Source organism: Streptomyces sp. NPDC005281, assembly GCF_040607495.1.
Taxonomy (GTDB): Bacteria; Actinomycetota; Actinomycetes; order Streptomycetales; family Streptomycetaceae; genus Streptomyces.
Genome location: NZ_JBEXGX010000006.1, coordinates 228,538 through 255,488, shown reverse-complemented (window position 1 = coordinate 255,488; position 26,951 = coordinate 228,538). Strand labels below are relative to the sequence as shown.

Below are 26,951 nucleotides of genomic sequence, written 5' to 3'. Positions count from 1 at the left end.
CGAACGGGTCCCTGGGCAACGGAAGTTGTCGTAGGGTCACTTGGGTTGCCGTGCGGGGGCGCGCGGCCGGAATCAACGGCATCGCACAGGTCCGAGGGACGACAGGCTACGCCGGTCGTCGGTGGGAGGGGTTCGATCGATGGCGGCGCAATTCGGCAGGAGGCTGCGCAAGGGCGCGGCAACCACCGCTGTGGCCGCGGCCGCGGTCGCGGCTCTGTCCGCTTCGCAGGCCCCGGGTGTGATCGTCGACAACCACGGCAGACAGTCGACGGGCGCCGACCTCGGCCTGGGCACCGGTGACACGGGCGGTGACGGCACCGCGTCCGGCAACTCGCGCTACTACACGGACCTTCCGCCGCTCGAGAGCCCGAACCCGGCGCCGAGCGCGAGCGAGGGAAGCGGTACGCCCGCGGCCACGGGCGCCGCAGAGGCGGGCATCCCCGCGACCGTCCTGGCCGCCTACAAGCAGGCCGAGGCCTCGCTGCACGAGTCCAAGCCGACCTGCAACCTGCCCTGGCAGCTGTTGGCAGCCATCGGCAAGGTCGAGTCGGGTCAGGCCCGCGGCGGCCGCGTCGACGCGAACGGCACCACCCTGTCGCCCATCCTCGGCCCGGTCCTGAACGGCAACGGCTTCGCCAGCATCAAGGACACCGACCACGGCGCGTTCGACGGCGACAGCACGTACGACCGCGCGGTGGGGCCCATGCAGTTCATCCCCTCCACCTGGGCGTGGGCGGGCCGTGACGGCAACGGCGACGGCAAGAAGGACCCCAACAACGTCTACGACGCGGCGCTGGCCGCGGGGCACTACCTGTGCCGCTTCGACCACGACATGTCGGTCCAGGCGCAGATGAACGCGGCGATCCTCAGCTACAACAACTCGACGGCGTACCTCAACACCGTCCTGTCGTGGCTGGAGTACTACCGCAAGGGCACGCACGAGGTGCCGGACGGCACCGGCTCGCTGCCCTCGCACAACAGCGACGAACCGTCCTCGCCGAGCCCCACGCCCACGCCCGTGCAGCCGTCCCCGCCGAGCAGCCCCCGGCCGGGCGGCGGTCCGACGAGCCCCGCCCCGACCCCGCCCGCCACCCCGACCCCGCCGGCCACACAGCCCCCGACGGGCACGCCCACGCCGACACCGACGCCCACCCGGACGGTGGACCACCTGACGAACATGGGCGCAGGGAAGCTCAAAGCGACGGCCGGGGACACCTTCGCGCAGAAGCTCGTGGTGCGGACCGACGACGCCGCGGGCAAGCCCGTGGCGAAGGTCCGGGTGCGGTTCACCATCGTCGGCGACACCGACGCCACGTTCGCCGGCGGTGAGAGCGTCGCCACCCAGGTCACCAACGGACTCGGCGTGGCCGCCGCTCCCGCGCTCACGGCCGGTGAGAAGACGGGTGACTTCACGGTCCGCGTCACCGTCGTGGGCCGCGTCATGGCCGGCCTCGACTACACGGCGAGCGTCACCGCTCGCCAGGCCGACACCCTGACCCGCACCGGCGACACCGCCCTGACCTGCGTCCCGGGCGGCGAGTTCGCCGACCAGGTCGAGGTGAAGGCCACCTACAAGGGCGCCGCCGCGGGCAAGGTCGCCGCCACCGCGACCCTGGTCAAGTCCGCCGACGACGCAGGCGAGAACGACAAGGGCCCCTACTTCAAGGACGCGGACGGCAAGCCCGTACGCACCCTCGGCGTCCTGACCACCGACGCCGACGGCCTCCTCCAGCTCCCGAAGCTGTACGCCGACGACTCCACCGGCACCTTCCTCCTGCGCCTCACCACCACCGGCGGTGCCACGCTGACCGTCGAACTGACGGTGGCCGCCGCTCCTGCTCCCGCCGCCACCCCCGCTTCCTAGAACCGAGCCGCCACCGCGCGGCACCAGGTCGCCTCCAGGGCGCCCTCCCGGCTCACGCCGCGAGGGCGCCCTGATCCGTTGTGTGTGCGACGTGTTCTCATCTCGCCCCGCCGTTGCTACGGTGCCGGACCTGACGATGTATCAGCTAATGGCCCCGGGAGGCCCGCATGCGTGCCCTCATCGCCGCCGCGACCGGTCTCGCCGTGGCGTTCGCGCTGGTCCTGACCATCACGGCCATGGGCTCGCCGGCCGGACACACCTCGCCGAAGCCGCTGCTCACCACCGTCCCCAAGCACCCCTGACCCAACGCACCGGGAGGGCCGTCGAGATGCGCCGCAAGGCAAGCCTGATCCTGCTCGCGCTCGCCGTGTTCTTCGCGGCGCTGTCCCCGCTGCTGCGCTGGTACGCCTTCCCGCGCCTGGCCAAGATCCCCGCGGGCCAGTACCAGGACATGGTCCTGGAGGCGAAGGACGCGACCCTCCTCGACTACGGCACCATGAAGGCCAGGAAGGTCTCCGAGGTCACCGTCGTGCAGACCCTCAAGGGCAACGTCGAGGCCTCCGACCGGATCGAGCGGACCGCGGGCCGTGACGTCGTCGTCTGGGACTCCCTGTCCTACGTCCAGGGCCCCGACGGGAAGATGGTCTCCAAGATCCCCGAGCGCTACATCTTCGACGCGCACAGCCAGGAACCCGTCCACGCCACCGGCGAGTCCGTCGACGGCGATCCGGTGACCCGTCAGGGCATCGAGTTCAAGTGGCCCTTCCGGACGGAGAAACGCGACTACGAGTACTTCGACGCGCAGACCCGCACCTCGGCGCCCATCCACTACAAGGGCACCCGGACCTTCCGGGGCGTCGACGTCTACTACTTCGAGCAGACCATCCCCTGGACCGAGGTGAAGTTCCCCAGGGTCATGCCGGTCCAGGGCGTCACCCCGCAGTCCCTCGCCAAGACCGGCACCACCCGCTGGTACACCACCGTCCGCAGGTTCTGGGTCGAGCCGGTCACCGGAGCACCCGTCTACGGCGAGGAGATCCACAAGGAGGAACTCCGCGGCGGCACACTCCTGGGCGGCCGGGACAAGGTGACCGCCTTCTCCGGGGACGTGAAGATGCGCGAGGACTACATCAGGAACACCGTCGCCCTGGTCAAGTCCAACCGCACCCTCGTCCTGATGATGACCTCCTACCTCCCCTGGGGCTTCCTGCTCCTCGGCGCGGCCCTGCTGTCCCTCGCGCTGTACCTGGAGGCCCGCGGCCGCAGGCCGGGCGAACCCGCACCCGCCCCGGCGGCCGACCCCGACCCCGAGCCCGTCAGCGCCTGAGCCGCGCGTTCGTGTACCGCGTCGGCTCGGCGCTCGCCGGGTCCTCGGGCCACGGGTGCTTGGGATACCGGCCGCGCAGTTCGGCCCGTACGCCCTTGTAGCCGTCCTTCCAGAAGGACGCGAGATCGGCGGTGACCGCGGCCGGCCGGCCCGCGGGGGAGAGGAGATGCACGAGTACGGGCACGCCGGCGACGGCGGGCGACGCGTGCAGCCCGAACATCTCCTGGAGTTTCACGGCGAGCACCGGCTGCGCCGGGTCGGTGTAGTCGACGCGGATCCTCGACCCGCTGGGCACCTCGATCCGCTCGGGCGCGAGCTCGTCCAGCCGGGCCGCCTCGCCCGTCGCCCAGGGCAGCAGCCGGTTCAGCGCCTGCCCCGCGTCGATCCGCGCGAGGTCGGCCCGCCGCCGGGCACGGCTCAGCTCCGGCTCCAGCCACTCCGACTCGCGCGCGTGGAGCGCTTCGTCGGAGACGTCCGGCCACGGGTCACCGAGCCGCCGCCGCAGGAACGCGAGCCGCTGCCGCAGCACCTCGGCGTCCGGCGGCCACCGCAACAGACCGAAGCCTTCCTCCCGCAGCCCTTCGAGCAGCGCCTCCCGCACGAGCCCGGGGTCCGCGTTCCGCAGCGGCCGCACGGCCAGCTCCACCGCCCCCAGCCGCTCCACCCGCCGGGCGACGACATCGCCCTCGGCCCAGTGGACCTCGTCGCCCTCGCCGTGCAGGCCGTCGGCGGCCCGCCTCGCCGTCGGCTCGTCGATCACCGCCGCGAGCCGCACGCGCGCGTGCCCTCTGCCCACGGGACGGTCGGCGACCGCCACCGCGATCCAGTAGGCACCGCGCAGGACGGACCCCTCACCGGCGTCGGCGCGGGTCCCGCTGACCATGAGGTGGGAGCCGCCCCGCAGGTGCGCGACACGTTCGGGGAACGCCAGCGCGGCGACGAGCCCGGCGACCCGGTCGTCCCCGCCCCCCATGTCCGCCCCGCCGTCCACCGGGGCACGGTGCCGGTCCCCCGCGGGGGGTGCCAGGCCCGGTGCCGGTGTGGGGGCGGCGGAAGCGGGAGTCAGGCCGGCCGCGGCCGAGCGGAGGCGGCGGGACTCGGCGCGCCAGCGGGCCGCGTAGGCGTCGCCGCCGCGCCGGGCGGTGCGCCAGGCCGCGGCCAGGTCGTCGCCGTACTCGCGCGGGGGCTCCTCGCTCAGCAGGGCGACCACATCGGCGGCCCGCCCCGCGCCCACCAGCGGGGTCGCGTCCAGCAGGGCCCGCGCCAGCCGCGGGTGAAGGCCCAGGCGGGACATGCGCACACCGCGTTCCGTGGCCCGCCCCGTGGCGTCCACCGCGCCCACGGCCGACAGGACGGCCCGCGCCGCCGCCATCGCCCCGCCGGGCGGCGGATCCAGCAGGGCGAGCCCGGTGGCCTCCGGATCGCCCCAGCAGGCCGCCTGGAGCGCGAACGCCGTCAGGTCGGCCACCTTGATCTCCGGGGCCGGGAACCGCGTCAGACGGCCGTCCTCCGCCTCCGCCCAGCACCGGTAGACCGCGCCCGGCGCCTCACGCCCGGCCCGCCCCGCCCGCTGCCGTCCCGCCGCCTGTGAGGCCCGTACGGTCGCCAGGGCGCTCAGCCCGCGCGCGTGGTCCACCCGCGGCTCCCGCGCCAGTCCCGAGTCCACGACCACCCGCACCCCCGGAACCGTCAGCGAGGACTCGGCCACCGACGTGGAGAGGACCACCCGGCGCCGGGCACCGGCCGTGAGCACCGCGTCCTGCACGGCCGCCGGAGCCCGCCCGTGCACCTGGAGAACGTCGACGTCCCCGAGGCCGCCCAGCTGCCCGGCGACCCGCGCGATCTCCCCGACCCCGGGAAGGAAGCACAGGACGTCACCCGAGCGCTCGGCCAGCGCCCGTCGCACCGTGGACGCCACATGCGTCAGCAGCGCCGGGTCCACCCGCATCCCGTGCGGCGGCCGTACGGGGCGCGCGGGCGGCGCCCACACCGTCTCGACCGGATACGAGACGCCCTCCGCCTCGACCACGGGCGCGTCGCCCAGCAGTCGGGCCCAGCCTCCGGCGTCCGTCGTCGCGGACGCGGCGAGCAGACGCAGTTCGGGACGGAGCGCGGCCCGCACGTCCAGCAGGAACGCGGCCACCGTGTCGGCGTCCAGATGCCGCTCGTGACACTCGTCGAGCACGACCACGTCGACACCCGTCAGCTCCTGGTCCCGCTGAAGCCGCTGGAGCAGGACCCCGGTCGTGACGATCTCCACGCGCGCACGTGGGCCGACGACCCGTTCCCCGCGCACCGTGAAACCGACGCTCTCCCCGACCTCCTCGCCCAGCAGCCATGCCATCCGCCGGGCGGCGGCCCGCGCCGCGATCCGCCGCGGCTCGGCCACCACCACCCGTCGCGCCGGCCGTTCGCCGTCCAGGAGACCCGCCAGGGCCAGCGGCACCAGCGTCGTCTTCCCGGTGCCGGGCGGCGCCACCAGCACCGCGCCGCCGTGGTCCTCCAGGGCATCGTCCACGGCGGGCAGGGCGCCGCGTACGGGCAGCGCGTCCAGGGCTTCGTAACGGATCACGCCCCCAGTCTCGTACGAGCGACGGCGGGGCCGCGTACGAAGTCCGGGACAGCCTCACCGCGCTTCCCGCTCTCGTGCCACGCGGTGGCACGAGAGCGCGTGCCGCGCGGTGGCACGAGAACGCGTGCCGCGCGGTGGCACGAGAGCGCGTGCCGCACGCGGTGACGCAAGAAGGGGAGCCGGATCGGCTCCCCTTCTTGTTCGTTCTTCTCTGCTGTTGTTCCGGACCCGTATGTCCTTACATCAGTCCCGTTCGCAGACGAAGATCGCCGTGCCCGGGACGAGGTTCCCGCGCAGCGGGGACCAGCCGCCCCACTCCTGGGTGTTCCAGGCGGGCCACTCGGGCTCGACGACGTCGACCAGGCGGAAGCCACCGGCCACCACGTCACGCACCCGGTCGCCGAATGTCCTGTGGTGCTCGACGTAGACCGCGCGGCCCTCGTCGTCCTGCTCCACGTACGGAGTGCGGTCGAAGTAGGACGCGGACACCGTCAGCCCTTCGGGGCCCGGCTCGTCCGGGAACGCCCAGCGGACCGGGTGCGTCACGGAGAAGACGAAACGGCCGCCGGGGCGCAGCACCCGGTGGACCTCCCGCAGCACCAGCACCGGGTCGGCGACGAAGGGCAGCGCGCCGTACGCCGAGCACGCGAGGTCGAAGGAGCCGTCCGCGAACGGCAGTGCGCTCGCGTCCGCCTCCACCAGGGGCACGGTGCCTCCGATGCGCAGCGCGTGCTGGAGCTGGCGGTGGGAGAGGTCCAGGGCCACCGGACGTGCGCCCTGCCCGGCCAGCCAGCGCGAACACTGTGCCGCGCCGGCGCCGATCTCCAGGATGTCCTTGTCCTTGAGGTCCTCCGCGGGGCCGAGCAGCTCGGCCTCCACCTCGTCGAGGCCCTCGGGGCACCACACGAATCGGTCGTCGCCGAGGAACGTGCCGTGTTCGATCTGGTACTCGTCCGCGTTCCGGTCCCACCAGCCCCGATTCGCCCGGGAACTCTCGATGAGATCCGCTTTGCGTCGGGTGGCTTCCGGTTCGAACGGTTCGGGCTCTTGGATGATCGGCTCCCTCGTCGTACTCTTCCGTCCAACCCGTCTCGGGCGTGTCACGACAGAGGCGTCCTACTGCCCGCGTGGCCTTGTGAGACAGGACTTGTGCCGGGATTGCGGCGATCCGCCCCGGGTGTGCGCCTTCGCGCATTGACCCTGCCCGGCTGCCCCCGTATGCTACAAGTTGCGCTGCGGGCCTGCGCTCCTCAGACGTAGCAGGCTGTGCTCGCTCGGTATGTATGTCCCCTCGGTTTTCGAGGCGCCTCCGGCTTTTGTCGGGTAGGGCGCTTCCTTCACTGTCCGGCTTCTACAGGGCGAAACGGGCTCACGGCGTAAGCAGTACCTACGACTCACTGTCCGTACCGGAGCCCTTTCCCACATGACGAGCAGCACCGAGACCACCTCTACCACGCCGCAGGTAGCGGTCAACGACATCGGTGACGAGGAAGCTTTCCTCGCCGCGATCGACGAGACGATCAAGTACTTCAACGACGGCGACATCGTCGACGGCATCATCGTGAAGGTCGACCGGGACGAGGTCCTGCTCGACATCGGTTACAAGACCGAAGGTGTCATCCCGAGCCGCGAGCTCTCGATCAAGCACGACGTCGACCCGAACGAGGTCGTCAAGGTCGGCGACGAGATCGAAGCCCTTGTTCTCCAGAAGGAGGACAAAGAAGGCCGCCTGATCCTCTCGAAGAAGCGTGCCCAGTACGAGCGCGCCTGGGGCACCATCGAGAAGATCAAGGAAGAGGACGGCATCGTCACCGGCACCGTCATCGAGGTCGTCAAGGGTGGACTCATCCTTGACATCGGCCTCCGTGGCTTCCTGCCGGCTTCTCTCGTCGAGATGCGCCGTGTCCGCGACCTCCAGCCCTACGTGGGCAAGGAGCTCGAGGCCAAGATCATCGAGCTGGACAAGAACCGCAACAACGTGGTCCTGTCCCGCCGTGCCTGGCTGGAGCAGACCCAGTCCGAGGTCCGCCAGACGTTCCTTACGACCCTTCAGAAGGGTCAGGTCCGCTCCGGCGTCGTCTCCTCGATCGTCAACTTCGGTGCCTTCGTGGACCTGGGTGGCGTCGACGGTCTGGTGCACGTCTCCGAGCTCTCCTGGAAGCACATCGACCACCCCTCCGAGGTTGTCGAGGTCGGCCAGGAAGTCACCGTCGAGGTCCTCGACGTCGACATGGACCGCGAGCGTGTCTCCCTGTCGCTCAAGGCGACGCAGGAAGACCCGTGGCAGCAGTTCGCCCGGACGCACCAGATCGGTCAGGTCGTCCCGGGTAAGGTCACCAAGCTCGTTCCGTTCGGTGCGTTCGTCCGCGTGGACGAGGGCATCGAGGGTCTGGTCCACATCTCCGAGCTGGCCGAGCGCCACGTGGAGATCCCGGAGCAGGTCGTCCAGGTCAACGACGAGATCTTCGTCAAGGTCATCGACATCGACCTCGAGCGTCGTCGCATCAGCCTCTCGCTGAAGCAGGCCAACGAGTCCTTCGGTGCCGACCCGGCCTCGGTCGAGTTCGACCCGACCCTGTACGGCATGGCCGCGTCGTACGACGACCAGGGCAACTACATCTACCCCGAGGGCTTCGACCCCGAGACCAACGACTGGCTCGAGGGCTTCGAATCCCAGCGTGAGGTGTGGGAGAACCAGTACGCCGAGGCGCAGACGCGCTTCGAGCAGCACCAGGCTCAGGTCATCAAGTCCCGCGAGGCCGACGCGCAGGCCGAGGCCGAGGGTGCCAGCACCTCCAGCGCGGCTCCGGCCGCCTCCGGTGGTGGCGGCGGCGGTTCCTACTCCTCGGAGTCGGACGACAACTCCGGCGCCCTGGCGTCGGACGAGGCGCTCGCCGCCCTCCGCGAGAAGCTCGCCGGCGGCCAGAGCTGAAAAGCTCACCGCTAGCAAGTAGCTGAAAGAAGCGGGCCCGCACCGATCAGGTGCGGGCCCGCTTTGTTTTCCTCGGGCCCACTTCGTTCCCCGGTCCCGGCACGGGACGGGAATGTCCGTGCTCCATGCCACGTTGTGAAGTACGAACACGAGGAGGAGCGGTCACAGTGCTTGATCCGCAGGGTTTGTACGCATGGGAGCCGAAGGGCCTGGCCGTGGTCGACATGGCGCTCGCCCAGGAGTCGGCCGGTCTTGTCATGCTCTACCACTTCGACGGATACATCGACGCGGGCGAGACCGGCGAGCAGATCGTCGACCGGGTGCTCGACTCGCTGCCGAACCAGGTCGTGGCCCGCTTCGACCACGACCGGCTCGTGGACTACCGCGCCCGCCGTCCGCTGCTGACGTTCAAGCGCGACCGCTGGACCGAGTACGAGGAGCCGACCCTCGAGGTGCGGCTCGTGCAGGACGCCACCGGCGCGCCCTTCCTGCTGCTGTCGGGACCCGAACCGGACACCGAGTGGGAGCGCTTCGCCGCCGCCGTCCAGCAGATCGTGGAACGGCTCGGCGTCCGCCTCATGGTGAACTTCCACGGCATCCCCATGGGCGTCCCGCACACGCGCCCCGTGGGCCTCACCCCGCACGGCAACCGCACCGACCTGGTGCCCGGCCACCGCAGCCCCTTCGACGAGGCGCAGGTCCCCGGAAGCGCCGAGTCGCTCATCGAATACCGCCTCGTGGAGGCCGGGCACGACGTGCTCGGCGTCGCCGCCCATGTGCCCCACTACATCGCTCGCTCCCCGTACCCGGACGCGGCGCTGACCGTCCTGGAGTCCATCACGGCCGCGACCGGCCTGGTGCTCCCCGGGATAGCGCACGCCCTGCGGACCGAGGCGCACCGCACCCAGACCGAGATCGACCGCCAGATCCAGGAGGGCGACGAGGAACTGGTCGCGCTCGTCCAGGGTCTTGAGCACCAGTACGACGCCGCCGCGGGCGCCGAGAGCCGTGGCAACATGCTCGCGGAGCCGGTGGACATCCCCTCGGCGGACGAGATCGGCCAGGAGTTCGAGCGGTTCCTGGCAGAACGCGAAGGCGACGCCTGACCCCTCCTTCCCGGGTTCCGGAGGCTTCCGGGCTCCCGGGCGGAGGGACTGTCGGTGGCAGGCCCTAAGCTGCGATGCATGCTGAAGGTGGGCCTGACCGGTGGTATCGGCGCCGGCAAGAGCGAAGTGTCACGGCTGCTCGTCGAGCACGGCGCGGTGCTGATCGACGCCGACAGGATCGCGCGGGAGGTCGTCGCGCCCCGAACTCCCGGTCTGGCGGCGGTCGTCGACGCCTTCGGCGAGGACATCCTCGCCCCGGACGGAGGTCTGGACCGGCCGAAGCTCGGCTCGATCGTCTTCGCCGACCCGCAGAAGCTCGCCGTCCTGAACTCGATCGTGCACCCCCTGGTCGGCGCCCGCTCGCGCGCTCTGGAGGACGCCGCGCCCGGGGACGCCGTCGTCGTCCACGACGTGCCCCTGCTCGCGGAGAACGGCCTGGCCGCCCTGTACGACCTCGTGATCGTCGTCGACGCCCGCACCGAGACCCAGCTCGACCGCCTCGTGCGCCTGCGTGGCATGACCGAGGAGGACGTCCGCGCGCGCATGGCCGCACAGGCCTCGCGCGACAAGCGTCGGGCGATCGCGGACATCGTCATCGACAACGACGTCCCCTTGGAGGAACTGGAGCGGCGCGTGCGGGACGTATGGGCCGAGCTCGAGCGCAGAGCCCGCCTGCCCCAGGAATAGCCCCCCTCCGGAGGGGCGTTGAATCCTTGCAGCGAGGGAAGGACTCTGCCGTGCCCGAGACCAGCGGATCGATCGGACGTACTCCCGAGACGCACGTCATCGACTTCCGCGCCGCCGAGCAGCTGCTCGGCGCGCGCGACCCCCGGGGTGCGGTGAAACTGCTCGACCCTGTCATCGCCGCTCACCCGGAGAACACCGCCGCCCGGCTGCTGCGCGCGCGTGCCTTCTTCGCCGCCGCCCAACTGCGGCCCGCAGAGCTGGAGTTCACGATCGTCCTCGAGCGCGAGCCGGACAACGCGTTCGCGCACTTCGCGCTCGCCCGTACCTACGAGCGGCAGCGGCGACCCGAGCAGGCGAAGCGGCACTTCAGGCTGGCCGCCGCGCTCGACCCCAAGCCGGAGTATCTGCAAGCCGCGCGCTTCGACTCGTAGCGCGTCCGTGAGGGGCGGTTCGGCCGCCCGGCCGCTTCAGGGGTGCGAGGGCCTCGACGGCCGGCGACGCTCCGGCGGCCGGTACGCGCGCCGGTCGTCCACCGGCTCGTAAGGCGGGACGTCTCGGCCCGGCTGGTAGTGCGGGCCCTGCCTGATGTGCCGAAGGATCATGGTCATGTCGACCGTGACGATCACCCACAGCACTGCGCATGCGGCCGCCCAGCCGGGCCGCCCCACCAGGATGAACGCGACCGTCCCGAAGACGGCCCACATCAGGCCCCAGACGCTCAGCCAGAAGCGCATCCGCAGAGCACTGCGCGCTGTCACCGGTTCACTGCCCGTACGCATCAGGATCACCACTCCTACGAGGAAACGTACTCTTCGTGGTGCACGTTCACCAAGGGAGAGCCGTCGTGCGACGGCCGCCGGGGGAGGCGACGGTGCTGCTGAAGGCGCTGCGGGCGGACGCGAGGACCGCCGAGTGGCTGAGAGACCTGGAGAGCGAGGGCTCCGACCTGCGGGAAGCGGTGCTCCCTGACGCCGACGCGTTGCCCGACATCCTGCTCGACCTGTCCGTGCCCCACGAACACGTCAACGAACTCGTCGCACTGCGCTCCCGGCTCGCCGCCGATCCGGAGGCCATGACTCTCCTCGCGCGCTGCGTCACCCGCTTCGTGCGGGACATGGGGGACATAGGGAAGGGCTGGGAGCCGCCTGCCTTCCCCGAGACGGCGGGACCTCTCGGGCGCTGCTTCCATCTGTACGTCTTCATAGTGGCGCTTCCGTACGTCCGCGCCCATCACCGGGAACTCGGGGTGCCCGAGGACGTCTCGCGGCGCACGCTCGCCGACCTCGGCCGGCATGTGTCCGTGCACCACAGAAGGGCCGGGGGCCCGGGACTGCTCTTCCCCTGGTGGATCGCCCTGCACTTCCACGGCGAGCTGTTCCAGCTGGGCCGGCTCCAGTTCCAGCGGGTGCTGCTGGGACGGCGCACGGCCGCCGCCATCGGGGCGGCGGCCCCGGCCCCCGGCACTCCCTGTCTGAGCCTGCACATCACCGACTTCCGAGGCCCGCTGTCGCCGGCCGCGTGCGACCGTTCGCTCGCCCTGGCCAGGGAGTTCTTCGCCCGTCACTACCCCGAGGAGCGCCATGACACGGCCCTCTGCGACTCCTGGCTGCTCGACCCGCAGCTGAAGCGGTATCTGCCGGCCGACTCCAACATCATTCGCTTCCAGGACCGCTTCCAACTGCTGCACGAGGAGCGCGCCCCGGACGACACCCTGCCCATCGGCTTCGTCTTCGGCGATCCGGAGGTCCCGCTCGACCGGCTGCCGAGGGGCAACAGCGTAGAGCGCGCGGTGGTCGACCACCTGCGCGGAGGCGGGCATTGGTACGGAGGACGGGGCTGGTTCGCGCTGTAGTCCTGCCACCCGGCCTCGGCGCCCCCGATCCTGGGCTCGGACTGGTGTCCCTCGAACATCTAACTCGAACGAGTGACGGGAGGGGGGAACGGGCCGACGGAGGCCGCCCGTTGGACGGGTATGAGGATCGAAATGCGTCAAGGACACGAGGGCACGGGACCCGGTGCCATCACACCGGACGGCTGCGCGGTCGAGCTCTACACCCGCCTGCCCGTGGGAACCGAAGCGGACGTCATCACCGCCGCCGTGCCCGCAGCCGCGAACATCCTGGAACTGGGCAGCGGGGTCGGGCGGATGACCCACCCGCTCCTGGAGCTCGGCTTCGCGGTCACGGCGGTGGACGAATCCGAGGACATGCTGGAGCACGTCCGGGGGGCCCGCCGGATACGCAGCAGCATCGAGGACCTCGACCTCGGCGAGACGTTCGACGTCGTGCTGCTGGCGTCGTTCCTCGTGCACACCGGGGACGTCCGGGTGCGGCGGGCGCTCCTGGACACCTGCGCTCGCCATGTCGCCGACGACGGCTGTGTGTTGATCCAGCGCGAGGGTGAGAACTACCACACCGACGTGCCCCGCGAGCGCACGGACCCGTCCGGATTCGTCGTACGCATCCTGTCCGCCGAGCCCGTCGGGGACGGGGTCGACTCGGTGCGCGTGGAGTACACGTTCCCGGACGCCACGTGGACCCAGACCTTCCTGTCCCGTGCTTTGACGAAGGACGCCTTCGAACAGGCGCTGGCGGAGGCGGGGCTCAAGGTTGACCGGTATCTGACGGAGGACGGGATATGGGTGAGGGCCGTGAAGGGGTGAGAGGCGGGTCGCCGGGTGGCACAAACCCCGTTCGGCACCGATGAGTTCCCGCCGGATCCCCGGTCTGTCCCTGTGTGAGCATCCACCGCTTCCCACAGGAGACCACCGTGTCCGAGACCACCCTCCCCCTCACCACCGCCCGGGCCGCCGTCACCCCGCGCTCCCGAGCCGCCCGCATCTCCCTGGCCGCCCTTCAGGCCGTCCTCGGACTCTTCTACGCGTTCGCGAGCGCCCTTCCCAAGCTGATCGCCCACCCCTCGGCGACTGAGGCGTTCGACAAGCTGGGCTGGGGGCACACCGGTATGTACATCATCGGCGCGCTCGAACTCGCCGGAGGCCTCGCCCTGTTGATCCCGCTGCTGGACTCCGTGGCCGCGATGGCGCTCAGCGCGCTGATGGTCGGCGCCTTCGTCGTCAACGTGACAGTCGTCCACGGACCGTACGTGGCGACCCCGCTCATCCTGCTGCTGCCGCTCGGTCTGATCGCCTGGGCCAGGCGCGGCCACACGAGCGAACTGCTCCGCCTGGTACGGGGGTGGACGGGACACGGGGTGTGACGGCGGGGCAGCGCGCGGGGAGCGGCTTCAGTGGCGCGAGGAGCCCGCGGACCCGGCCGCGCCCGTGGACCTGGTCGAGCCGGCGGGCCCCGTGGAGGGGCCCGAGGTTCGGACGGGGCCGGACGAGCCCGCCTGCATGCCCCGTAGGCGTTCCATGTCGCGGCGGTCCCGCTTGGTCGGGCGTCCCGTGCCCCGGTCCCGGACACCCGCCGGAGCCACGGCCTCGCGCGGCGGGGGCGGCGGACTGTTGTCGACATAGCATTCGGCGGCGACGGGAGCGCCGACCCGCTTGCGGATCACACGCTTCACGACGACGACCCGTTCACGGTTCTCGTGCCATACACGCACCTCGTCGCCCACGCGGACCGAGTACGCGGGCTTGACGCGCTCCCCGTTGACCCGAACATGACCGCCCTTGCAGGCCGTGGCGCCGATCGAGCGGGTCTTGACGAGACGGACGGACCAGATCCAGGCGTCGACCCGCACACTCTCGCCGCCGGCGGGCCCGGCGGCGACGGCGGCCCTGACGGCGGCAGCGGTCTGCGAAGCCGCCGTGGAAGCCGGGGCGGAGGCGTCACCGGGGCCGGTTCCCGAAGCGGCTTCGGAAGCGACACCCCTGGAGTCCGCCCCAGAAACGGCTCTGGCGCCGGCGCCGGAAGCCGTCCCGGCATCGGTTCTGGAGTCGGCGCCGGCGGCGGTTCCGGAAGGGGTCCCGGCGTCGGCACCCGGGTCGGTTCCGGAAACGGTTCCGAAAGGGGCCCTGACGTCGGTCCTGGGGTCGGCGCTGGGGCTGGTTGCGGAAGCTTTTCCGGCGTCGAGTCCTGAGCCGGCCTTGGCGGTCCTCCCGTCGTCGGCGCCGCGCCCGCGCCGTCGTCCGGTACCCGCGCCCTTCATCTCCCCGTCAGCACCCTGAGAAGCCATGACTCGACTCTAATGCCCGCGGCCCGGCACACCGCATGCCTTTTCCGTCGCACGGACCACACCGGATGCGTCGCTCCCCGGGCGGGCGGAGAGAAGCTGTCCGGGGAGCAGGAGAGGGGACCAGGGTGGAGACAGCAGCGAAGGTCGACGCGTTGATGGACGGTCTGCGCGCCGATCTGGAGCGCCTCGCGGCCATCCCCTCCGTCGCGTTCCCCGGCTTCCCGGCCGAGCCGGTGCGAGAGGCCCACGATCTCCTCGTGGGAATGCTGCGGGACGCCGGAGTCGAGCGCGTCGAGAGCATCGATCTTCCCGGCACCGCCCCCGTGATCTTCGGAGAGATCCCGCCGCCGGACCCGGGCGCGCCGACCGTCCTGCTCTACTCCCACTACGACGTCCAGCCGCCAGGGGACGAGAAGCTGTGGCTGTCGCCGCCCTTCGAGCCGACCCCCGTCGAGGGCGGCCTGCGGGCCCGCGGGATCGCCGACGACAAGTCCAACGTGATCGCCCACCTGGGAATGCTCCGGGCCTACGAGGGCCGGCCGCCCGACGCCTCCCTCCTCGTCGTCGGGCTCGCCCCCGCCGCACACGGCGGCAACCGGACCGGGCGGATGTTCACCGGGGACCGGTCGGGTGACGTCCTGTACACGGCGCTGCACGACGTCGGGCTCGCCTCGCAGGGCACCTCGGTGAGCGCGGACGACGGACTGGAGTTGTACGGGGTGCGCGTCACCTCTCCCGTGCACTGCGCGCCTCCGGCCAACAGGCCGACGCCCGAGGAGCGGGACACCTGCCGGCCCTGGCTCGTCAGGGAACTGGGGCTGCTGCGGCCGACACTGCGTACGGTGGTCGTCCTCGGGGCCTTCGGCTGGCAGGCCGCCCTGCCAGCCCTCGCGGCGGCGGGGTGGGCGGTACCGCGGCCCCGTCCGGCGTTCGCGCACGGGGCGCGGGTGACACTCGTACGACGACCGGAACCGGACGACGCGGGTACCGGCGGTACTGGTCGCGGTCCCGCGGCCGTCGAACTCTTCGGGTGCTTCCACGTGAGCCAGCGGAACACCTTCACCGGGCGGCTCACCCCCGCCATGCTGAGGCAGGTCCTGGTCACGGCGGCGGAGTCCGCGGGGCTGGCGCCGCGCTCCCCGTAGGCGCCGCACAGGCGGCACATCGGCGCCGTACAGGCGGCACATGGGCGCCGTGCGGGAGTCAGACGCGGTCGGGCTCGGTTCCGGCCGACGGTTCGGCCTCGGGTACGACGGCGGTCGCCGTGATCTCCACGAGCTGTCCGGTGTACCCGAGACAGGCCACCCCGAGCAGGGTCGAGGAGTGCGGGCCGATGCTCAGCCCCGACGCCTCGACGACGTCCCAGACCGCGGACAGCACCGCGGTCTCACCGCTGACGACGTACACGTCGGTCGACACGACATGGGCCATGCCGCTCCCCACGGCGCGCAGTTGCTCGTCGAGGTTGGCCAGCACCTGCTCGGCCTGGCGTACGGGATCTCCCGCCCCGACCAGCTTCCCGTCGGCGTCGAGTGGCACGGACCCGGCGAGGAAGGCCAGCTTCGTCCCCGCCTCGACGACGGACGCGTGCGCGTAGACGGGCGGCGTGAAGAGGCCGGGAACGGTGACGCGCTGGACCATGGGGGCTCCCTGTGGGTGGGACCGTCGACGGGATGACGGACAACCTGCCGATGATGCGGGTCCGACGACGGCCCGCGCATCCCCATTACCGCCGCCGGCACACGGGTGCGAGGGACGGACACGCGCAGGCTGGGGTCGGCCGTGCGCCGGCGGGGGTCGGCCGGGCGAAAAATGCTTCGAGCGATTCCCGCCGACGCTGCTACGGTCACCGACGTGGCGAAACTCAATCAGATCATCGCAGTGGAGAAGGGCATCAAGTCCAAGTCCCATCAGGACCTGACGGCTGCTCATCATGGCCTGCAGAAGCCCGCGTTGCTCGCGGGCATCTCGCGGACGTACCAGCCGAAGGACGAGGAGGGCGAGCAACTGCCGCCCGAGTCGACCCGGGTCCAGGTTCAGGCCGAGGACGTGCTGCGGGACACCGCGGCGACCCTGACGCGGCTGTTCGACGTGACCGCCACCAAGGACTGGGCCAACTGCACGGCGAGGGCCGATGTGAAGGTGGACGGGCGTGTGCTCGTCGCCCAGGTGCCGGTTTCCTATCTGCTCTTCCTGGAGAAGCAGCTCACCGATCTCAACACCTTCGTACGGAAGTTGCCCGTCCTCGACGCCTCCGAGTCCTGGGTGCGGGATCCCTCCACCGACGCCTGGAAGACCGAGCCGGTGCGGACCCTTCGTACGAAGAAGGTCCCCCGGAACCACGTCAAGGCCGAGGCCACCGAGAAGCACCCGGCCCAGGTCGAGGTGTACTACGAGGACATCCCCGTCGGCTACTGGACGACCGTCAAGTTCTCCGGCGCCCTGCCCGCCCGGCGCGTGAACGAACTCCTCGACCGGGTCGAGAAGTTGCAGCAGGCGGTGAAGTTCGCCCGCGAGGAGGCCAATGGCGTGGACGTCGTCGACGAGCGCGTCGGGGACGCTGTTTTCGGCTACCTGTTCGCACAGGGGTAGCCTTTGAAACTCCCCGGCCACCACGCACGACGGCCGGGGTGCGCGAGGAGCGCAAGCTGAACCTGAAGCTTGTCGTGAATGCACGGTTCCAGTGGAGGTTCGAGTCCTCCCCGCGGCACCAAGCGGCACTCCGGACCACGGAGTGTCCACGCGCCGCGGTAGCCCAACTCGGCAGAGGCAGACCGTGATCAATCTCAGACTATTGCTCCAGACTCAGTATTCGCCGCCGATCGCCGGATCGACCGGGCCCAGGCCCCAGTACGCCGAGATGCTGGTTCAAGTCCAGTCCGCGCAGCTCGATGCGTGGTGGTCCAAAGGCAGGACGCGGCGACATAACGACTGACCTGGGTTCTCAAGCGTGCCGGCGTGCGACATGGCGGCATTTCAGGGTCCGGGGGCCGGCTACGCCCTCGGACCCGCTCCTCCTCCCCGAATTCGTCGTCTGTGGGCGACGCGCACTACCCTGAACAACGACACGAGCCCGGCCGACGTCGCCCGATGGCACCCGCCCTCGCCCGACAGGAGCCCCGTGCACCTCGCCCCGCCCTCCGTACCACCCTGGCTCGCCCATGCCCTGCGCGCCCAGCGCGGACCGGTCCCCTGGAACGCGGTCGTACGGGGTGCGCTGGCCTCCGGGCCGCTGCTGCTCGTGGCCGTACTGGGCGGCCGCACCTCACTCGGCGTGATCGCTGCCCTCGGCGCCATGCTGGCGGGGATCAACGACAGGCCGGGCAGCCGACGCGTCGCCGTCGAACGGCTCGGAGTACCGGCCCTCGCCGGGGCCACCGGCCTGCTCATCGGGTCGTACGCCGGACAGCACACCGGCGCCGTGGCGCTCACCCTTGTCCTCACCGGACTCGGACTGCTCGCCGGAGCCGTCAGCGCCGTGGGCCTCGTGGCCTCCGGGGCCGGGACCCAGCTGCTGGTCGCCTCGGCGATCGGGGCCGGGATGCCGTCGCCCGAACCGGGGTGGGTGCGCGCGCTGCTCTTCCTCGGCGGGGCCGGCTGGCTCCTCGTACTGCGGCTGGCGCTGCCGACGACCGCCGTGAACACCGGGGACTACCGCTTCGACGGCGAGCGTGACGCCGTCGCCGGTGTGTACGACGCCGTCGCCCGGCTGCTGCTCGCCGTGGGCGGCCCCCACGCGACCCGGCGACGCGTCGCGCTGACCGCCGCCCTCGACCACGCGCAGGACGCGCTCGACGGGCCTCGGCTGCGGCGGTACGCCAGTTCCGAGGCCGAGCGGCGACTGCACGCGCAGTACGCCGCCGCCCTGCCGCTCGCCGAGGCCGCGACCGCGCTCGCCTGGGCGGGCGAGACCGTGCCCGCACGCGCCGCCGAGGGGCCGCGGCGGCTCGCCGTCGCCGTCCGCACCGGCGCTCCCACCGGGCCGCTGCCGGCGCCCGCAGTCCCCGGCGCCCGGTCCGGCGGCACACCCGTCGTCCCCGCGCTGCGCGCCCTCCACGACGCCCTGCTGCACGCCGCCGAGACCTTCGACCGGGGTTCCGGGAACTCCCTGCACAACCGGCGGCGTACCGCTGGCTCCCTCGTCCGCACCGCGCTCGGCTCCGCGGGGCGCGAGTACGGCATCCGGGTCGCCCTCTGCTTCGGCGCGAGCGTCGCCGTGGCACAGGCCCTGCACCACGCGCGCTGGTACGGCAATCACCCGCACTGGTACTGGCTTCCCGCGACCGCCGTCTTCCTCGTCAAGCCCGATCTGGGACCGCTCGCCTCGCGCGTGCTGTGCCGTGCGGCGGGAACCGTCCTCGGCGCGATCGCCTTCGCGGGGCTCGCGCTTGTGCTCCCGGGGCCGGAGGGCTTCGTCGCCCTGGTCGCGGTCAGCGGCGCCCTCATCCCCGTCGCCACCAGGCACTTCGCGGCGCAGACCGCCGTCGTCACGGTCCTCGTCCTCGCCCTCGTGATGGTCGGCGGTGAGCCGCAGGCCTCCTGGAACCGGATCGTGGAGACGCTGCTGGCCTGCGCCATCGTCCTGCTGGTCGGACATCTGCCGACACTCGGACAGCGTGGCGGGACCGTGCGGGCGAGGCTCACCAGGGCCGGCGAGGCGGCGGACGTCTATCTCGCCCATGTGCTGAGCGACGGTACGGCGCGTGACCGTACGGGCCGCTGGGTCCTGCGCCGGGAGGCCTACCGCGCGCTCGCCGAGGCCCGTGCCGCCATCGATCTCGCCGCGGCCGAACTCCCCGCCCTGGCACGGCACTCCGAGGGAACGGACGCGGTCGCGGCCGCCCTGGAACGGCTGGTCGACACGACCACCGCGTGCGCCGTGCAGCTCGACGACACCGGCCGGCTCACGCCCCGGCACACCGAGCGGATCGCCGAACTCCTCGACGAACTGGCCGAGCGGCGAAAGATCTTGGCTCCGCTCCGATGAGTTCCGCTCCTCCCGGGCGTCCACCACACAGGAGGAACCGTTCCGCAGGAGGAGCACATGACGCTTCCGCAGATCGTCTCGCGTGAGGAGTGGCAGGCCGCGCGCGAGGAACTGCTGGTCAGGGAGAAGGCCGCCACCCGCGCACGTGACGCGCTCAACGCGGCGCGGCGCGGACTGCCGATGGTCGAGATCGACAAGGAGTACGTCTTCGAGAGCGGCGGCGGCAAGGCGACGCTTGCCGACCTCTTCCGCGGGCGGGACCAACTGGTCATCCAGCACTTCATGTTCGCTCCCGAGTGGGACGCGGGCTGCCGCCGCTGCTCGGCGTTCCTCGACCAGATCGGGCACCTCGCCCATCTGCGGGCGCGTGGAACCGAGTTCGCGGTGGTGTCCCGGGCGCCGTACACGAAGATCCTGCCGTTCAAGGCCCGGATGGGGTGGACGGTGCCCTGGTACTCGTCGTACGACAGTGACTTCGACTACGACTTCCAGGTGTCGTCCGGTGGACGCGAGCCTTGTGAGCGGGCGGGACTGAGCTGCTTCCTGCGGGACCGCGAACGTGTCTTCCATACGTACTCCACGTACGAACGCGGTCTTGACGGCCTCGGCTCCACGACCTCTCTCCTCGACCTCACCGCGCTCGGACGACAGGAGGAGTGGGAGGAACCCGAGGGCCGTGCCTCCGCGCTCGGGGTGCCCGCGGCCGGCGAGGGCGTCCGGTACCACGACGAGTACGAGGACTGACGGACCGAGACGAGGACCGACGTGACGAGGAGCGGTGGATTCCGTCGTGGAGGTTCCGTGCCCGGTGTCGACTTCGTCTCAGTACCGTCACTGCCAGAGCCGTTCACCCCGTGGCAGGCGTTTAACTCTCCACAGTGGCGCGACATGGAGGTAGACGGTGAACGGGCGAAGGGTGCTGGAGCGTTTTCCCGCAGGCGGACCACGAGGGTCCTGGCCCGCGGAGGAGTTCGCGCAGGCGCGCCGTCAGGAGGGCCAGGCGGCGGAGGTCGTCATGGACCTCGCCTCCGACGCGTTCCTGGTCGTCGCGGGCGGTGCCGACGCCGTCGAGTGAGGGCGTGCGGGACCTGTCGTTCCGGGTCTCCGTCGCGCCACCGCTTCCGTCGCGCTACGCCTCACGCGCTGATCGGACGCGACCAGGCGGGTGTCGTGCCCGTGACCTGGCACAGGGCCAGATACAGGGGGATCGGCGGGGTATACGGAAGCGTGCCATCCGGTTTGTGGATGAGCCCGGGAATCCGAGGTGAGTCCGGTACGACGGCGCCTGTCGCGTAGTGGGCGGGCGCGGGCCATTCCAGGGCGACGTCGGAGTCGGACGGAACGATCCACCACCAGTGCGCCGGGTCGGCGTACACACAGCCCACACGGGGCAGCCGCGACAGCAGCAGCGGTCCGAACCGGGCGGGCACCGACACCGCGTCGCAGCCCAGCGGCACATTCATGCCCTCCGGGACGGGGAGACGCCTCGGCGGCCCGGACCGTCGCCGCCCGCGGTTCACGCGGACGAGCGTGTCCAGGCTCAGGACCTGCGTCGCAGGCCCCGCCGCCGACGTACGGCTCACAGGCTCTCCCGATCCCGATCCCTGTCCTGATTCCGGTCCTGATCCCTGACTTGATCCCTGACCCGATCCCGGTCCTGACTCGCGCCCGGGGCGGAGGGAGGCCGGGGGTTCCCCACGGATCCCGCCCCCCAGGATCCCTCCGCCCCCGTGCCCCGACCGTCGTTCGGGGGCTTCTTCGCGCTCCAGCCGAGGTCCGCCCGTGGGCCGGTGTCGACGCCGGGCGAGCCCGGTTCACGCAGGGCCCGGGCGGGCCGCCCGGACGGCGCCGGTTCCGGTCCGGCCCTGAACCCGGCGCCGAGCGCGTCCAGTTCATCCCGGTCGTACCGGTCATCCCGGTCGTGCCGGTCGTCCAGGTCGCTCCGGTTCTCCGGGGCGACCGGTTCGTGCCAGGTGTCCCCGATGGAGCCGGCCGTGTTTTCGGCCCGGCCTGCCGAGCGCGCGATCTCCGCCCACACCAGCAGGCCGGGCCCGGTGTCCTGGGCCCCCCAGGCCCTGGACACTGCCGCGACGAGAAGCAATCCCCTCCCGTGCTCCTCATCGGGCCGTTGCGGAGAGGGGTGCGGCTCGCCGGGAGCACACCCCTCGTCACCCACGGCTATACGCACCAGATCGTCGGTGTCGTGCAGTTCGCACACCACGCGTTGCCCGGCGGCGTGCACGATCGCGTTCGTGACCAGTTCCGAGACCACGAGGGCCGCCGTGTCGCACGTGTCCTCGCACACCGCCCAGCCGGACAGGCGGGACCGGGTCAGGCGTCTCGCCTGAGCCACGGAGCCCGGGTGTGCGGTCAACTCGAAGCGGAACCGGCGCTCGGCGGCCGCACCGGGGTGTTGCCCCATGGCGGCACGGAGACCGAACCGGTCCTCGGCGGCGTCTGTTCCTAACGGTGCGGACGGAATCACGCTTGCCACTATCGCGTCGCCGCGAACACTTGGCAAGACTCACTCTGAAAAATGCAGAGTGCCGTGTGACGCCGTGGGGGCGCGTGGCACACTGCTGGCAACAGCAAGCCGCGCGGCGCCAGTTGGGATCGTCGAGGCAGACGAGGAAGAACCCGGACGGCGCCGACCGGGCTGCCCGGACTCAGTGGAGGTGGGACGTGAGCGAACCGCGGTCCGCGCCGACGGTCGGCCAGGTCGTTCTCGGACGGCGACTGCTGGACCTGCGGGAACGCGCGGGTCTCAAGCGGGAGGAGGCCGCGCGGATCCTGCGTGTCGCGCCCGCGACGGTCCGCCGGATGGAGATGGCCGAGGTCTCCCTCAAGATCCCGTATCTCCAGCTCCTGTTGAAGTCCTACGGCGTCGGGGACCAGGAGGCCGAAGCCTTCGTCCAGCTCGCGGAGGACGCCAACAAGCCCGGCTGGTGGCAGCGGTTCCACGACATCCTGCCCGACTGGTTCTCCATGCACGTCAGCCTGGAAGGCGCCGCCTCCCTGCTGCGCTCCTACGAACCGCACTTCATTCCGGGCCTGTTGCAGACCGAGGACTACGCGCGCGGAGTCCTGAAGGCGGGAGCCATCGGGCAGACCAGGCCCGAGGACATCGAGCGCCATGTGGCGCTGCGCATGCAGCGCCAGGCTCTGCTCACGCGCGAGGACGCGCCGCGGATCTGGGCCGTGATGGACGAGACGGTGCTGCGCCGCACCATCGGCGGCCCCGAGGTGATGCGCGCTCAGATCGACAAGTTGCTTCAGGCCACGAAGCTGCCCCATGTGACGTTGCAGGTGATCCCGTTCTCCTCGGGGCCGCACCCCGGCACGTACGGGCCCTTCGTGCTGTTCCGATTTGCCATGCCGGAACTCCCGGACATGGTCTACAGCGAGTACCTGACCGGCGCCGTCTACCTGGACGCGCGTTCCGAGGTGGCGACCCACCTGGAGGTCATGGACCGCATGGCGGCCCAAGCCGCCACGGCACATCGCACGAAGGAGATCCTCCGGGATCTCCGCAAGGAGCTGTGAATGGAACGCATCACGCCGGAACGCATCAACCCGCGAATAGGCAACGTGCGCATCTACAACGGAATGCCCGCCCGTGAACTGGGCAGCGAGGGCTGGCACAAACCATGGAGCGGCGGAAACGGCGGCAACTGCCTGGAGGCGATGAAACTCGCGGACGGCCGTATCGCCGTGCGCCAGTCGGCGGACCCGGACGGTCCCGCCCTCATCTACACGCCCGGCGAGATGACCGCTTTCATCGAGGGCGCGAAAGCGGGAGAGGCGGACTTCCTCCTCTCCTGAACGACTTGCTTTCTCTATTTCATGACTTCCCTGAATTTGCTTCCCAGTTGATCACTCACCACGTCACTCACCAGGTCGCGGACTTACGGAGACCCGCCTGAGCGGACAGCCCCGACCGGAACAGACAGGTCCTAGGCGGTCATCGGGCGGTCGTACGGTCCGATCGGTGCCGGCAGGCGCGAGCGGGCCGCTCCGCTGAGTGCCCGGTCCACCGCCGAGGCGACCGCGCGGCCCTCGGCGATCGCCCACACGACGAGCGACTGCCCGCGCGCGGCGTCCCCGGCGGCGTAGACCCCGGGGACGTTCGTGCCGAAGTCGGCGCCGCGGGCGATCGTGCCACGCGGCTCGAGGCCCAGCCCCAGCTGGTCGATCAGGCCGTCGTGCCGGTCGGGGCCGAGGAAACCGAGGGCGAGCAGGACGAGGTCGGCGGGCAGGGTCCGCCCGGAACCGGGGATCGGGCGGCGCCGTTCGTCGACCTCGGCGAGACGCAGTGAGCGCACCCTGCCGTCCGCGTCACCGTCGAACCGCAGCGTGGACGCGGCGAAGAGCCGGGCGTCGGCGTCCGCGGCGGGTGCCGTGCCGAGCGCGCCGGCCTCCTCGTGCGCGGCGGAGAGCCGGTAGATCTTCGGATACGTCGGCCACGGCTCGGCGTCCTCGTCGCGCTCGGGGTCCGGTTGTCCGTATATGTCGAGCTGGGTCACGGACGCGGCGCCCTCGCGCACCGCCGTCCCCAGACAGTCGGCACCGGTGTCACCACCGCCGACGATCACCACATGCCTGCCCGCCGCCGACAACGGGGAGGCCTCCAGATCCCCCTCGCACACCCGGTCGGCCAGCGGAAGGTATTCCATCGCCTGATGGATGCCGGACAACTGCCTTCCCGGTACGTCCAGTTCGCGCCAGGCGGTCGCGCCGAGCGCCAGAATCACGGCGTCGTAGCGCGCTCTGAGCTCGGTCGCCCCGATGTCGGTGCCGATCGCCGTCGACGTACGGAACCTGGTTCCCTCCGCGCGCATCTGGGCCAGCCGACGGTCCAGTTGCCGCTTCTCCATCTTGAACGCGGGGATTCCGTACCGCAGCAGACCGCCGATCCGGTCGGCCCGTTCGTACACGGCCACCGTATGACCGGCCCGGGTCAACTGCTGTGCCGCGGCGAGCCCGGTGGGACCCGAGCCCACGACCGCGACCGTCCGTCCCGAGAGACGGTCCGGTGGGCGCGGCGGGGTGAAACCGTCCTGCCAGGCGCGGTCGGCGATGGCGACCTCGACGTTCTTTATGGTGACCGCCGGCTGGTTGATCGCCAGCACACAACCCGCCTCGCACGGAGCGGGGCACAACCGCCCGGTGAACTCCGGGAAGTTGTTCGTGGCGTGCAGCCGGTCGCTCGCCGCGCGCCAGTCGTCGCGGGAGACGAGGTCGTTCCACTCGGGGATCAGATTGCCCAGGGGGCACGCGTCATGGCAGAACGGGATGCCGCAGTCCATGCACCGGTCGGCCTGTTTCTCGATGATCGGCAGCAGGCCTCCGGGAACGTACACCTCGTCCCAGTCCCGTACCCGCTCCGGCACGGGCCGACGCGGATACTCCTGGCGGGGTGTGGTCATGAAACCCTTGGGATCGGCCATGGCCGTCTCCCTCGTGTACGCGTACGTGTACGAGGCCGGAGTCGCACGGCCGTCGGGCCTCGTCGGGCCGCGAACCCGGGCAGCACTCCTTTACCGCCACGATACGTCGCCCGCGCACACGCCGCCGCTCCGGACAACAGCGTGCCGAGGAGTCGGACGAGGGCGGCCGGGGAGTGGCCGGGAGACCGGGGAGGAGCGCACACGCGCACGGCCCGGGCGGCGCGGACGTACGGGGGCGGGGGAGGGATCAGGACGTACGGGGCGGCGCGCACGCACGGGGCGGGGAGGGACCGGAACGTACGGGGCGGGGGAGGGACCGGACATACGGGGGGCGGGGAAGAACCGGGACGTGCGGCTCAGGTGAGGGCAAGCGCGTACGACACCGCCGCCGCGGCCGAGGCGACGGTGCGGACGTGGTTCCACAGCGTCCACTGGCGCACGAACACGGGCCAGTATGCGGCGGCTTCCGGTGTCTCAGGGTCCAGCTTCAGCAGCGCGTCGTTGCGGGGGACGTTCGCCGCGATGGTCACCCCGAACGCTCCGAACAGATACAGCGCGCTGCCGAGCAGCAACTCCACCGTCCCGTCGTCCGGCAGCAGCACGAACGTCACCACCGCCAGCACCGAGCACAGCACCGCCGACCCGAGGAACACCAGCATGAACGGGGGGCGGACCGCGGCGACGTTGATCGCGTTCATCGCGGCGACCCCCTGCGCCGGCGGCAGCTGGGCGAGCGCCCTCATCACGAAGGTCGAGAACGCGCAGAAGACCCCGGCCGCCAGCCCGCAGCCGAGCACCCCCAGCAGAGTCAGCACGAAATACGGTCCATCGATCATGTCCACTCCCGTATCGAACCGGTCGAACCCAAGAGCCTGCACAGCGCCGGCCGTCATCTCAAGCGAAATCCCGTGCGACGACCACGGCCGAGCGACGCACACCCCAGGGCGACCGTCTCCGCACACCCGCAGGCCGCCCCGGCCCACCCGCACCCGCGGCCGCCACGCCGCACCTGCGACTATCCCACCCGCACCCTCGGCCACCCCGCTCACACCTGCGGCTACCCCGCCCGTATCCGCGTGCCTCCTCGCTCACGCCCGCGCGGTGAAGTCGTCGCGCCACTCCCAGAGCCTCGTGTCCACCGTGGCCGCGATGCGGCGGCGCGCCTCGAACCGCGAAACACCGCTCATGAGCAGCTGGTCGTACGGAGTCTCCGTGTGCCGCACCGACGCCCGGACCGCCGCGGTCACCGCCGCCTCGGAGAGCGCCCGGCCCGCCGAGCTCCGCCCGACCCGCCTGCTGCCGCGCACCGAGGCATGGGCGGCGATCGCTCGTGCCCGGTCGGCCGGACAGTGCGGGAACAGCCGGGATATCTCCCGCGTGAACGCCTCCGTGAAGCGGACGTCCTCAGCCTCCCGGCGCCGCGCGTCCCGTACCCGGCGCCGCCGTCGTGCCTCCGCGTCCGCGAGGCACCGTTCCTCGGCCAGGGCGAGCGCCGCCTCCTCGACCATGACCCCCTGCCGTTCGTAGCGGCCCCGCCGCCGGTGGAACCGCAGCACCACCGCCGACAGCGCGCTGCCCTCCCGCGATCTGCGCGTCAGCGCGGTGTCGCCGCGCGGCAGGAACACCAGGTGTCCGAGATCCGCGCAGTCCAGACACCGGGGTGCCCCCTCCTCCAGCACCAGCAGCGGGAGCGGCCCGCTCCTGCACTCGACACAGTGCCGCTTCTTGAGCGGCTGGACGACGAGAAGTCCGGTGCGGTGAGGGGGTTCAGCGATCGGTGCCATACGCGGTTCCTTCCCCGGACCGGCGCCACATCTACGTCCCCGGCCAGCGGACCCGCACGACGCAGGCCCCGACGGCCGGATGCCCTGGCACGAATCACGTCCCGG

Annotated in this window: 24 protein-coding genes and 4 pseudogenes; 18 read left to right on the top strand and 10 right to left on the bottom strand. The window is 71.4% G+C overall.

Annotated features, from left to right (window positions below; all coding sequences use genetic code 11):
• The first annotated feature begins 139 nt into the window (after nucleotides 1–139).
• The 3 genes from ABZV42_RS11735 (at nucleotide 140) to ABZV42_RS11725 (ending at nucleotide 3,191) form a co-directional block, all read left to right on the top strand.
• The gene (locus ABZV42_RS11735) at nucleotides 140–1,864 is read left to right on the top strand and encodes a lytic transglycosylase domain-containing protein (protein WP_356051767.1); all 1,725 of its coding nucleotides are present in this window, start codon (nucleotides 140–142) and stop codon (nucleotides 1,862–1,864) included.
• Between the two features lie 167 nt (nucleotides 1,865–2,031).
• Nucleotides 2,032–2,166, top strand: coding sequence for an SPW_0924 family protein (locus ABZV42_RS11730; protein WP_355983764.1), 135 nt, complete (start codon nucleotides 2,032–2,034; stop codon nucleotides 2,164–2,166).
• 26 nt (nucleotides 2,167–2,192) lie between these two features.
• A complete protein-coding gene (locus ABZV42_RS11725) occupies nucleotides 2,193–3,191 on the top strand; it encodes a DUF3068 domain-containing protein (protein ID WP_356051765.1) in 999 nt (332 codons plus the stop codon).
• Here ABZV42_RS11725 and hrpB read toward each other — a convergent pair.
• Both hrpB and ABZV42_RS11715 read right to left on the bottom strand, forming a co-directional pair.
• Nucleotides 3,181–5,763, bottom strand: coding sequence for an ATP-dependent helicase HrpB (gene hrpB / locus ABZV42_RS11720; protein WP_356051762.1), 2,583 nt, complete (start codon nucleotides 5,761–5,763; stop codon nucleotides 3,181–3,183). The two genes, ABZV42_RS11725 and hrpB, sit on opposite strands and share 11 nt — an antisense overlap.
• A gap of 243 nt (nucleotides 5,764–6,006) precedes the next feature.
• Nucleotides 6,007–6,867, bottom strand: coding sequence for a class I SAM-dependent methyltransferase (locus ABZV42_RS11715; RefSeq protein WP_355983761.1), 861 nt, complete (start codon nucleotides 6,865–6,867; stop codon nucleotides 6,007–6,009).
• Nucleotides 6,868–7,186: 319 nt separating this feature from the next.
• Here ABZV42_RS11715 and rpsA point away from each other — a divergent pair, with 319 nt between their 5' ends.
• From rpsA to ABZV42_RS11695, 4 genes are all read left to right on the top strand, one after another.
• Nucleotides 7,187–8,695, top strand: coding sequence for a 30S ribosomal protein S1 (gene rpsA / locus ABZV42_RS11710; protein WP_355983760.1), 1,509 nt, complete (start codon nucleotides 7,187–7,189; stop codon nucleotides 8,693–8,695).
• A 167-nt stretch (nucleotides 8,696–8,862) separates the two neighbouring features.
• The gene (locus tag ABZV42_RS11705) at nucleotides 8,863–9,801 is read left to right on the top strand and encodes a PAC2 family protein (protein ID WP_355983759.1); all 939 of its coding nucleotides are present in this window, start codon (nucleotides 8,863–8,865) and stop codon (nucleotides 9,799–9,801) included.
• 78 nt (nucleotides 9,802–9,879) lie between these two features.
• Nucleotides 9,880–10,488: a dephospho-CoA kinase gene (coaE, locus tag ABZV42_RS11700; RefSeq protein ID WP_356051760.1), complete on the top strand. Its 609-nt coding sequence runs from the start codon at nucleotides 9,880–9,882 to the stop codon at nucleotides 10,486–10,488.
• A 50-nt stretch (nucleotides 10,489–10,538) separates the two neighbouring features.
• Nucleotides 10,539–10,919, top strand: coding sequence for a tetratricopeptide repeat protein (locus ABZV42_RS11695; RefSeq protein ID WP_355983757.1), 381 nt, complete (start codon nucleotides 10,539–10,541; stop codon nucleotides 10,917–10,919).
• Nucleotides 10,920–10,955: 36 nt separating this feature from the next.
• On the opposite strand, the gene ABZV42_RS11690 is transcribed toward ABZV42_RS11695, so the two are convergent.
• A complete protein-coding gene (locus tag ABZV42_RS11690; RefSeq protein ID WP_355983756.1) occupies nucleotides 10,956–11,267 on the bottom strand; it encodes a DUF6343 family protein in 312 nt (103 codons plus the stop codon).
• 65 nt (nucleotides 11,268–11,332) lie between these two features.
• Between ABZV42_RS11690 and ABZV42_RS11685 the strand changes: the two genes are divergently transcribed.
• The 3 genes from ABZV42_RS11685 (at nucleotide 11,333) to ABZV42_RS11675 (ending at nucleotide 13,707) form a co-directional block, all read left to right on the top strand.
• Nucleotides 11,333–12,340, top strand: a complete 1,008-nt coding sequence (locus tag ABZV42_RS11685) for an acyltransferase domain-containing protein (protein ID WP_356051758.1) — start codon at nucleotides 11,333–11,335, stop codon at nucleotides 12,338–12,340.
• A gap of 132 nt (nucleotides 12,341–12,472) precedes the next feature.
• Nucleotides 12,473–13,150 (top strand): class I SAM-dependent methyltransferase, encoded by a 678-nt coding sequence (locus ABZV42_RS11680; protein WP_355983754.1) that lies wholly within the window; start codon nucleotides 12,473–12,475, stop codon nucleotides 13,148–13,150.
• A gap of 107 nt (nucleotides 13,151–13,257) precedes the next feature.
• A complete protein-coding gene (locus tag ABZV42_RS11675; RefSeq protein ID WP_355983753.1) occupies nucleotides 13,258–13,707 on the top strand; it encodes a DoxX family protein in 450 nt (149 codons plus the stop codon).
• A 135-nt stretch (nucleotides 13,708–13,842) separates the two neighbouring features.
• On the opposite strand, the pseudogene ABZV42_RS11670 reads toward ABZV42_RS11675, so the two are convergent.
• Nucleotides 13,843–14,244, bottom strand: a pseudogene (locus tag ABZV42_RS11670) (RNA-binding S4 domain-containing protein); the annotation flags it as partial.
• A 419-nt stretch (nucleotides 14,245–14,663) separates the two neighbouring features.
• Between ABZV42_RS11670 and ABZV42_RS11665 the strand changes: the two are divergent.
• Nucleotides 14,664–15,107: pseudogene (locus ABZV42_RS11665) on the top strand (dipeptidase); the annotation flags it as partial.
• A 60-nt stretch (nucleotides 15,108–15,167) separates the two neighbouring features.
• Nucleotides 15,168–15,773 (top strand): annotated as a pseudogene (locus tag ABZV42_RS11660) (uracil-DNA glycosylase family protein); the annotation flags it as partial.
• A gap of 58 nt (nucleotides 15,774–15,831) precedes the next feature.
• Here ABZV42_RS11660 and ABZV42_RS11655 read toward each other — a convergent pair.
• Complete coding sequence (locus tag ABZV42_RS11655; protein WP_356051757.1) at nucleotides 15,832–16,269, bottom strand: RidA family protein; 438 nt, start codon at nucleotides 16,267–16,269, stop codon at nucleotides 15,832–15,834.
• A 213-nt stretch (nucleotides 16,270–16,482) separates the two neighbouring features.
• Here ABZV42_RS11655 and ABZV42_RS11650 point away from each other — a divergent pair, with 213 nt between their 5' ends.
• From ABZV42_RS11650 to ABZV42_RS11635, 4 genes are all read left to right on the top strand, one after another.
• Nucleotides 16,483–17,220 (top strand): hypothetical protein, encoded by a 738-nt coding sequence (locus tag ABZV42_RS11650; RefSeq protein ID WP_355983751.1) that lies wholly within the window; start codon nucleotides 16,483–16,485, stop codon nucleotides 17,218–17,220.
• A 529-nt stretch (nucleotides 17,221–17,749) separates the two neighbouring features.
• The gene (locus ABZV42_RS11645) at nucleotides 17,750–19,615 is read left to right on the top strand and encodes an FUSC family protein (RefSeq protein ID WP_355983750.1); all 1,866 of its coding nucleotides are present in this window, start codon (nucleotides 17,750–17,752) and stop codon (nucleotides 19,613–19,615) included.
• Between the two features lie 57 nt (nucleotides 19,616–19,672).
• Nucleotides 19,673–20,359 (top strand): DUF899 domain-containing protein, encoded by a 687-nt coding sequence (locus ABZV42_RS11640; RefSeq protein WP_355983749.1) that lies wholly within the window; start codon nucleotides 19,673–19,675, stop codon nucleotides 20,357–20,359.
• 157 nt (nucleotides 20,360–20,516) lie between these two features.
• Nucleotides 20,517–20,690, top strand: a complete 174-nt coding sequence (locus ABZV42_RS11635) for a hypothetical protein (protein ID WP_355983748.1) — start codon at nucleotides 20,517–20,519, stop codon at nucleotides 20,688–20,690.
• 61 nt (nucleotides 20,691–20,751) lie between these two features.
• On the opposite strand, the gene ABZV42_RS11630 is transcribed toward ABZV42_RS11635, so the two are convergent.
• Together ABZV42_RS11630 and ABZV42_RS11625 are read right to left on the bottom strand one after the other, a co-directional pair.
• Nucleotides 20,752–21,198, bottom strand: coding sequence for a hypothetical protein (locus tag ABZV42_RS11630; RefSeq protein ID WP_356051755.1), 447 nt, complete (start codon nucleotides 21,196–21,198; stop codon nucleotides 20,752–20,754).
• Nucleotides 21,199–21,626: 428 nt separating this feature from the next.
• A pseudogene (locus tag ABZV42_RS11625) lies at nucleotides 21,627–22,136 on the bottom strand (ATP-binding protein); the annotation flags it as partial.
• 161 nt (nucleotides 22,137–22,297) lie between these two features.
• Here ABZV42_RS11625 and ABZV42_RS11620 point away from each other — a divergent pair.
• On the top strand, nucleotides 22,298–23,158 hold the full coding sequence (locus tag ABZV42_RS11620; RefSeq protein ID WP_355983746.1) for a helix-turn-helix transcriptional regulator: 861 nt from the start codon (nucleotides 22,298–22,300) through the stop codon (nucleotides 23,156–23,158).
• Nucleotides 23,159–23,437: a DUF397 domain-containing protein gene (locus tag ABZV42_RS11615; protein WP_355983745.1), complete on the top strand. Its 279-nt coding sequence runs from the start codon at nucleotides 23,159–23,161 to the stop codon at nucleotides 23,435–23,437.
• A gap of 131 nt (nucleotides 23,438–23,568) precedes the next feature.
• On the opposite strand, the gene ABZV42_RS11610 is transcribed toward ABZV42_RS11615, so the two are convergent.
• From ABZV42_RS11610 to ABZV42_RS11600, 3 genes are all read right to left on the bottom strand, one after another.
• Nucleotides 23,569–25,062: a glutamate synthase subunit beta gene (locus ABZV42_RS11610; protein WP_356051752.1), complete on the bottom strand. Its 1,494-nt coding sequence runs from the start codon at nucleotides 25,060–25,062 to the stop codon at nucleotides 23,569–23,571.
• A gap of 356 nt (nucleotides 25,063–25,418) precedes the next feature.
• Nucleotides 25,419–25,898 (bottom strand): anthrone oxygenase family protein, encoded by a 480-nt coding sequence (locus ABZV42_RS11605; protein ID WP_355983743.1) that lies wholly within the window; start codon nucleotides 25,896–25,898, stop codon nucleotides 25,419–25,421.
• A 252-nt stretch (nucleotides 25,899–26,150) separates the two neighbouring features.
• Nucleotides 26,151–26,846 (bottom strand): DUF2293 domain-containing protein, encoded by a 696-nt coding sequence (locus tag ABZV42_RS11600; protein WP_356051750.1) that lies wholly within the window; start codon nucleotides 26,844–26,846, stop codon nucleotides 26,151–26,153.
• Nucleotides 26,847–26,951: the final 105 nt, after the last annotated feature.

What these genes read in the sequence shown, in the direction of transcription:
- ABZV42_RS11735 (WP_356051767.1), top strand. Translation starts at nt 140, where the DNA reads ATGGCGGCGCAATTCGGCAGGAGGCTGCGCAAGGGCGCGGCAACCACC.
- ABZV42_RS11730 (WP_355983764.1), top strand. Translation starts at nt 2,032, where the DNA reads ATGCGTGCCCTCATCGCCGCCGCGACCGGTCTCGCCGTGGCGTTCGCG.
- ABZV42_RS11725 (WP_356051765.1), top strand. Translation starts at nt 2,193, where the DNA reads ATGCGCCGCAAGGCAAGCCTGATCCTGCTCGCGCTCGCCGTGTTCTTC.
- rpsA (WP_355983760.1), top strand. Translation starts at nt 7,187, where the DNA reads ATGACGAGCAGCACCGAGACCACCTCTACCACGCCGCAGGTAGCGGTC.
- coaE (WP_356051760.1), top strand. Translation starts at nt 9,880, where the DNA reads ATGCTGAAGGTGGGCCTGACCGGTGGTATCGGCGCCGGCAAGAGCGAA.
- ABZV42_RS11690 (WP_355983756.1), bottom strand. Translation starts at nt 11,267, where the DNA reads ATGCGTACGGGCAGTGAACCGGTGACAGCGCGCAGTGCTCTGCGGATG.
- ABZV42_RS11680 (WP_355983754.1), top strand. Translation starts at nt 12,473, where the DNA reads ATGCGTCAAGGACACGAGGGCACGGGACCCGGTGCCATCACACCGGAC.
- ABZV42_RS11655 (WP_356051757.1), bottom strand. Translation starts at nt 16,269, where the DNA reads ATGGTCCAGCGCGTCACCGTTCCCGGCCTCTTCACGCCGCCCGTCTAC.
- ABZV42_RS11640 (WP_355983749.1), top strand. Translation starts at nt 19,673, where the DNA reads ATGACGCTTCCGCAGATCGTCTCGCGTGAGGAGTGGCAGGCCGCGCGC.
- ABZV42_RS11615 (WP_355983745.1), top strand. Translation starts at nt 23,159, where the DNA reads ATGGAACGCATCACGCCGGAACGCATCAACCCGCGAATAGGCAACGTG.
- ABZV42_RS11610 (WP_356051752.1), bottom strand. Translation starts at nt 25,062, where the DNA reads ATGGCCGATCCCAAGGGTTTCATGACCACACCCCGCCAGGAGTATCCG.
- ABZV42_RS11605 (WP_355983743.1), bottom strand. Translation starts at nt 25,898, where the DNA reads ATGATCGATGGACCGTATTTCGTGCTGACTCTGCTGGGGGTGCTCGGC.
- ABZV42_RS11600 (WP_356051750.1), bottom strand. Translation starts at nt 26,846, where the DNA reads ATGGCACCGATCGCTGAACCCCCTCACCGCACCGGACTTCTCGTCGTC.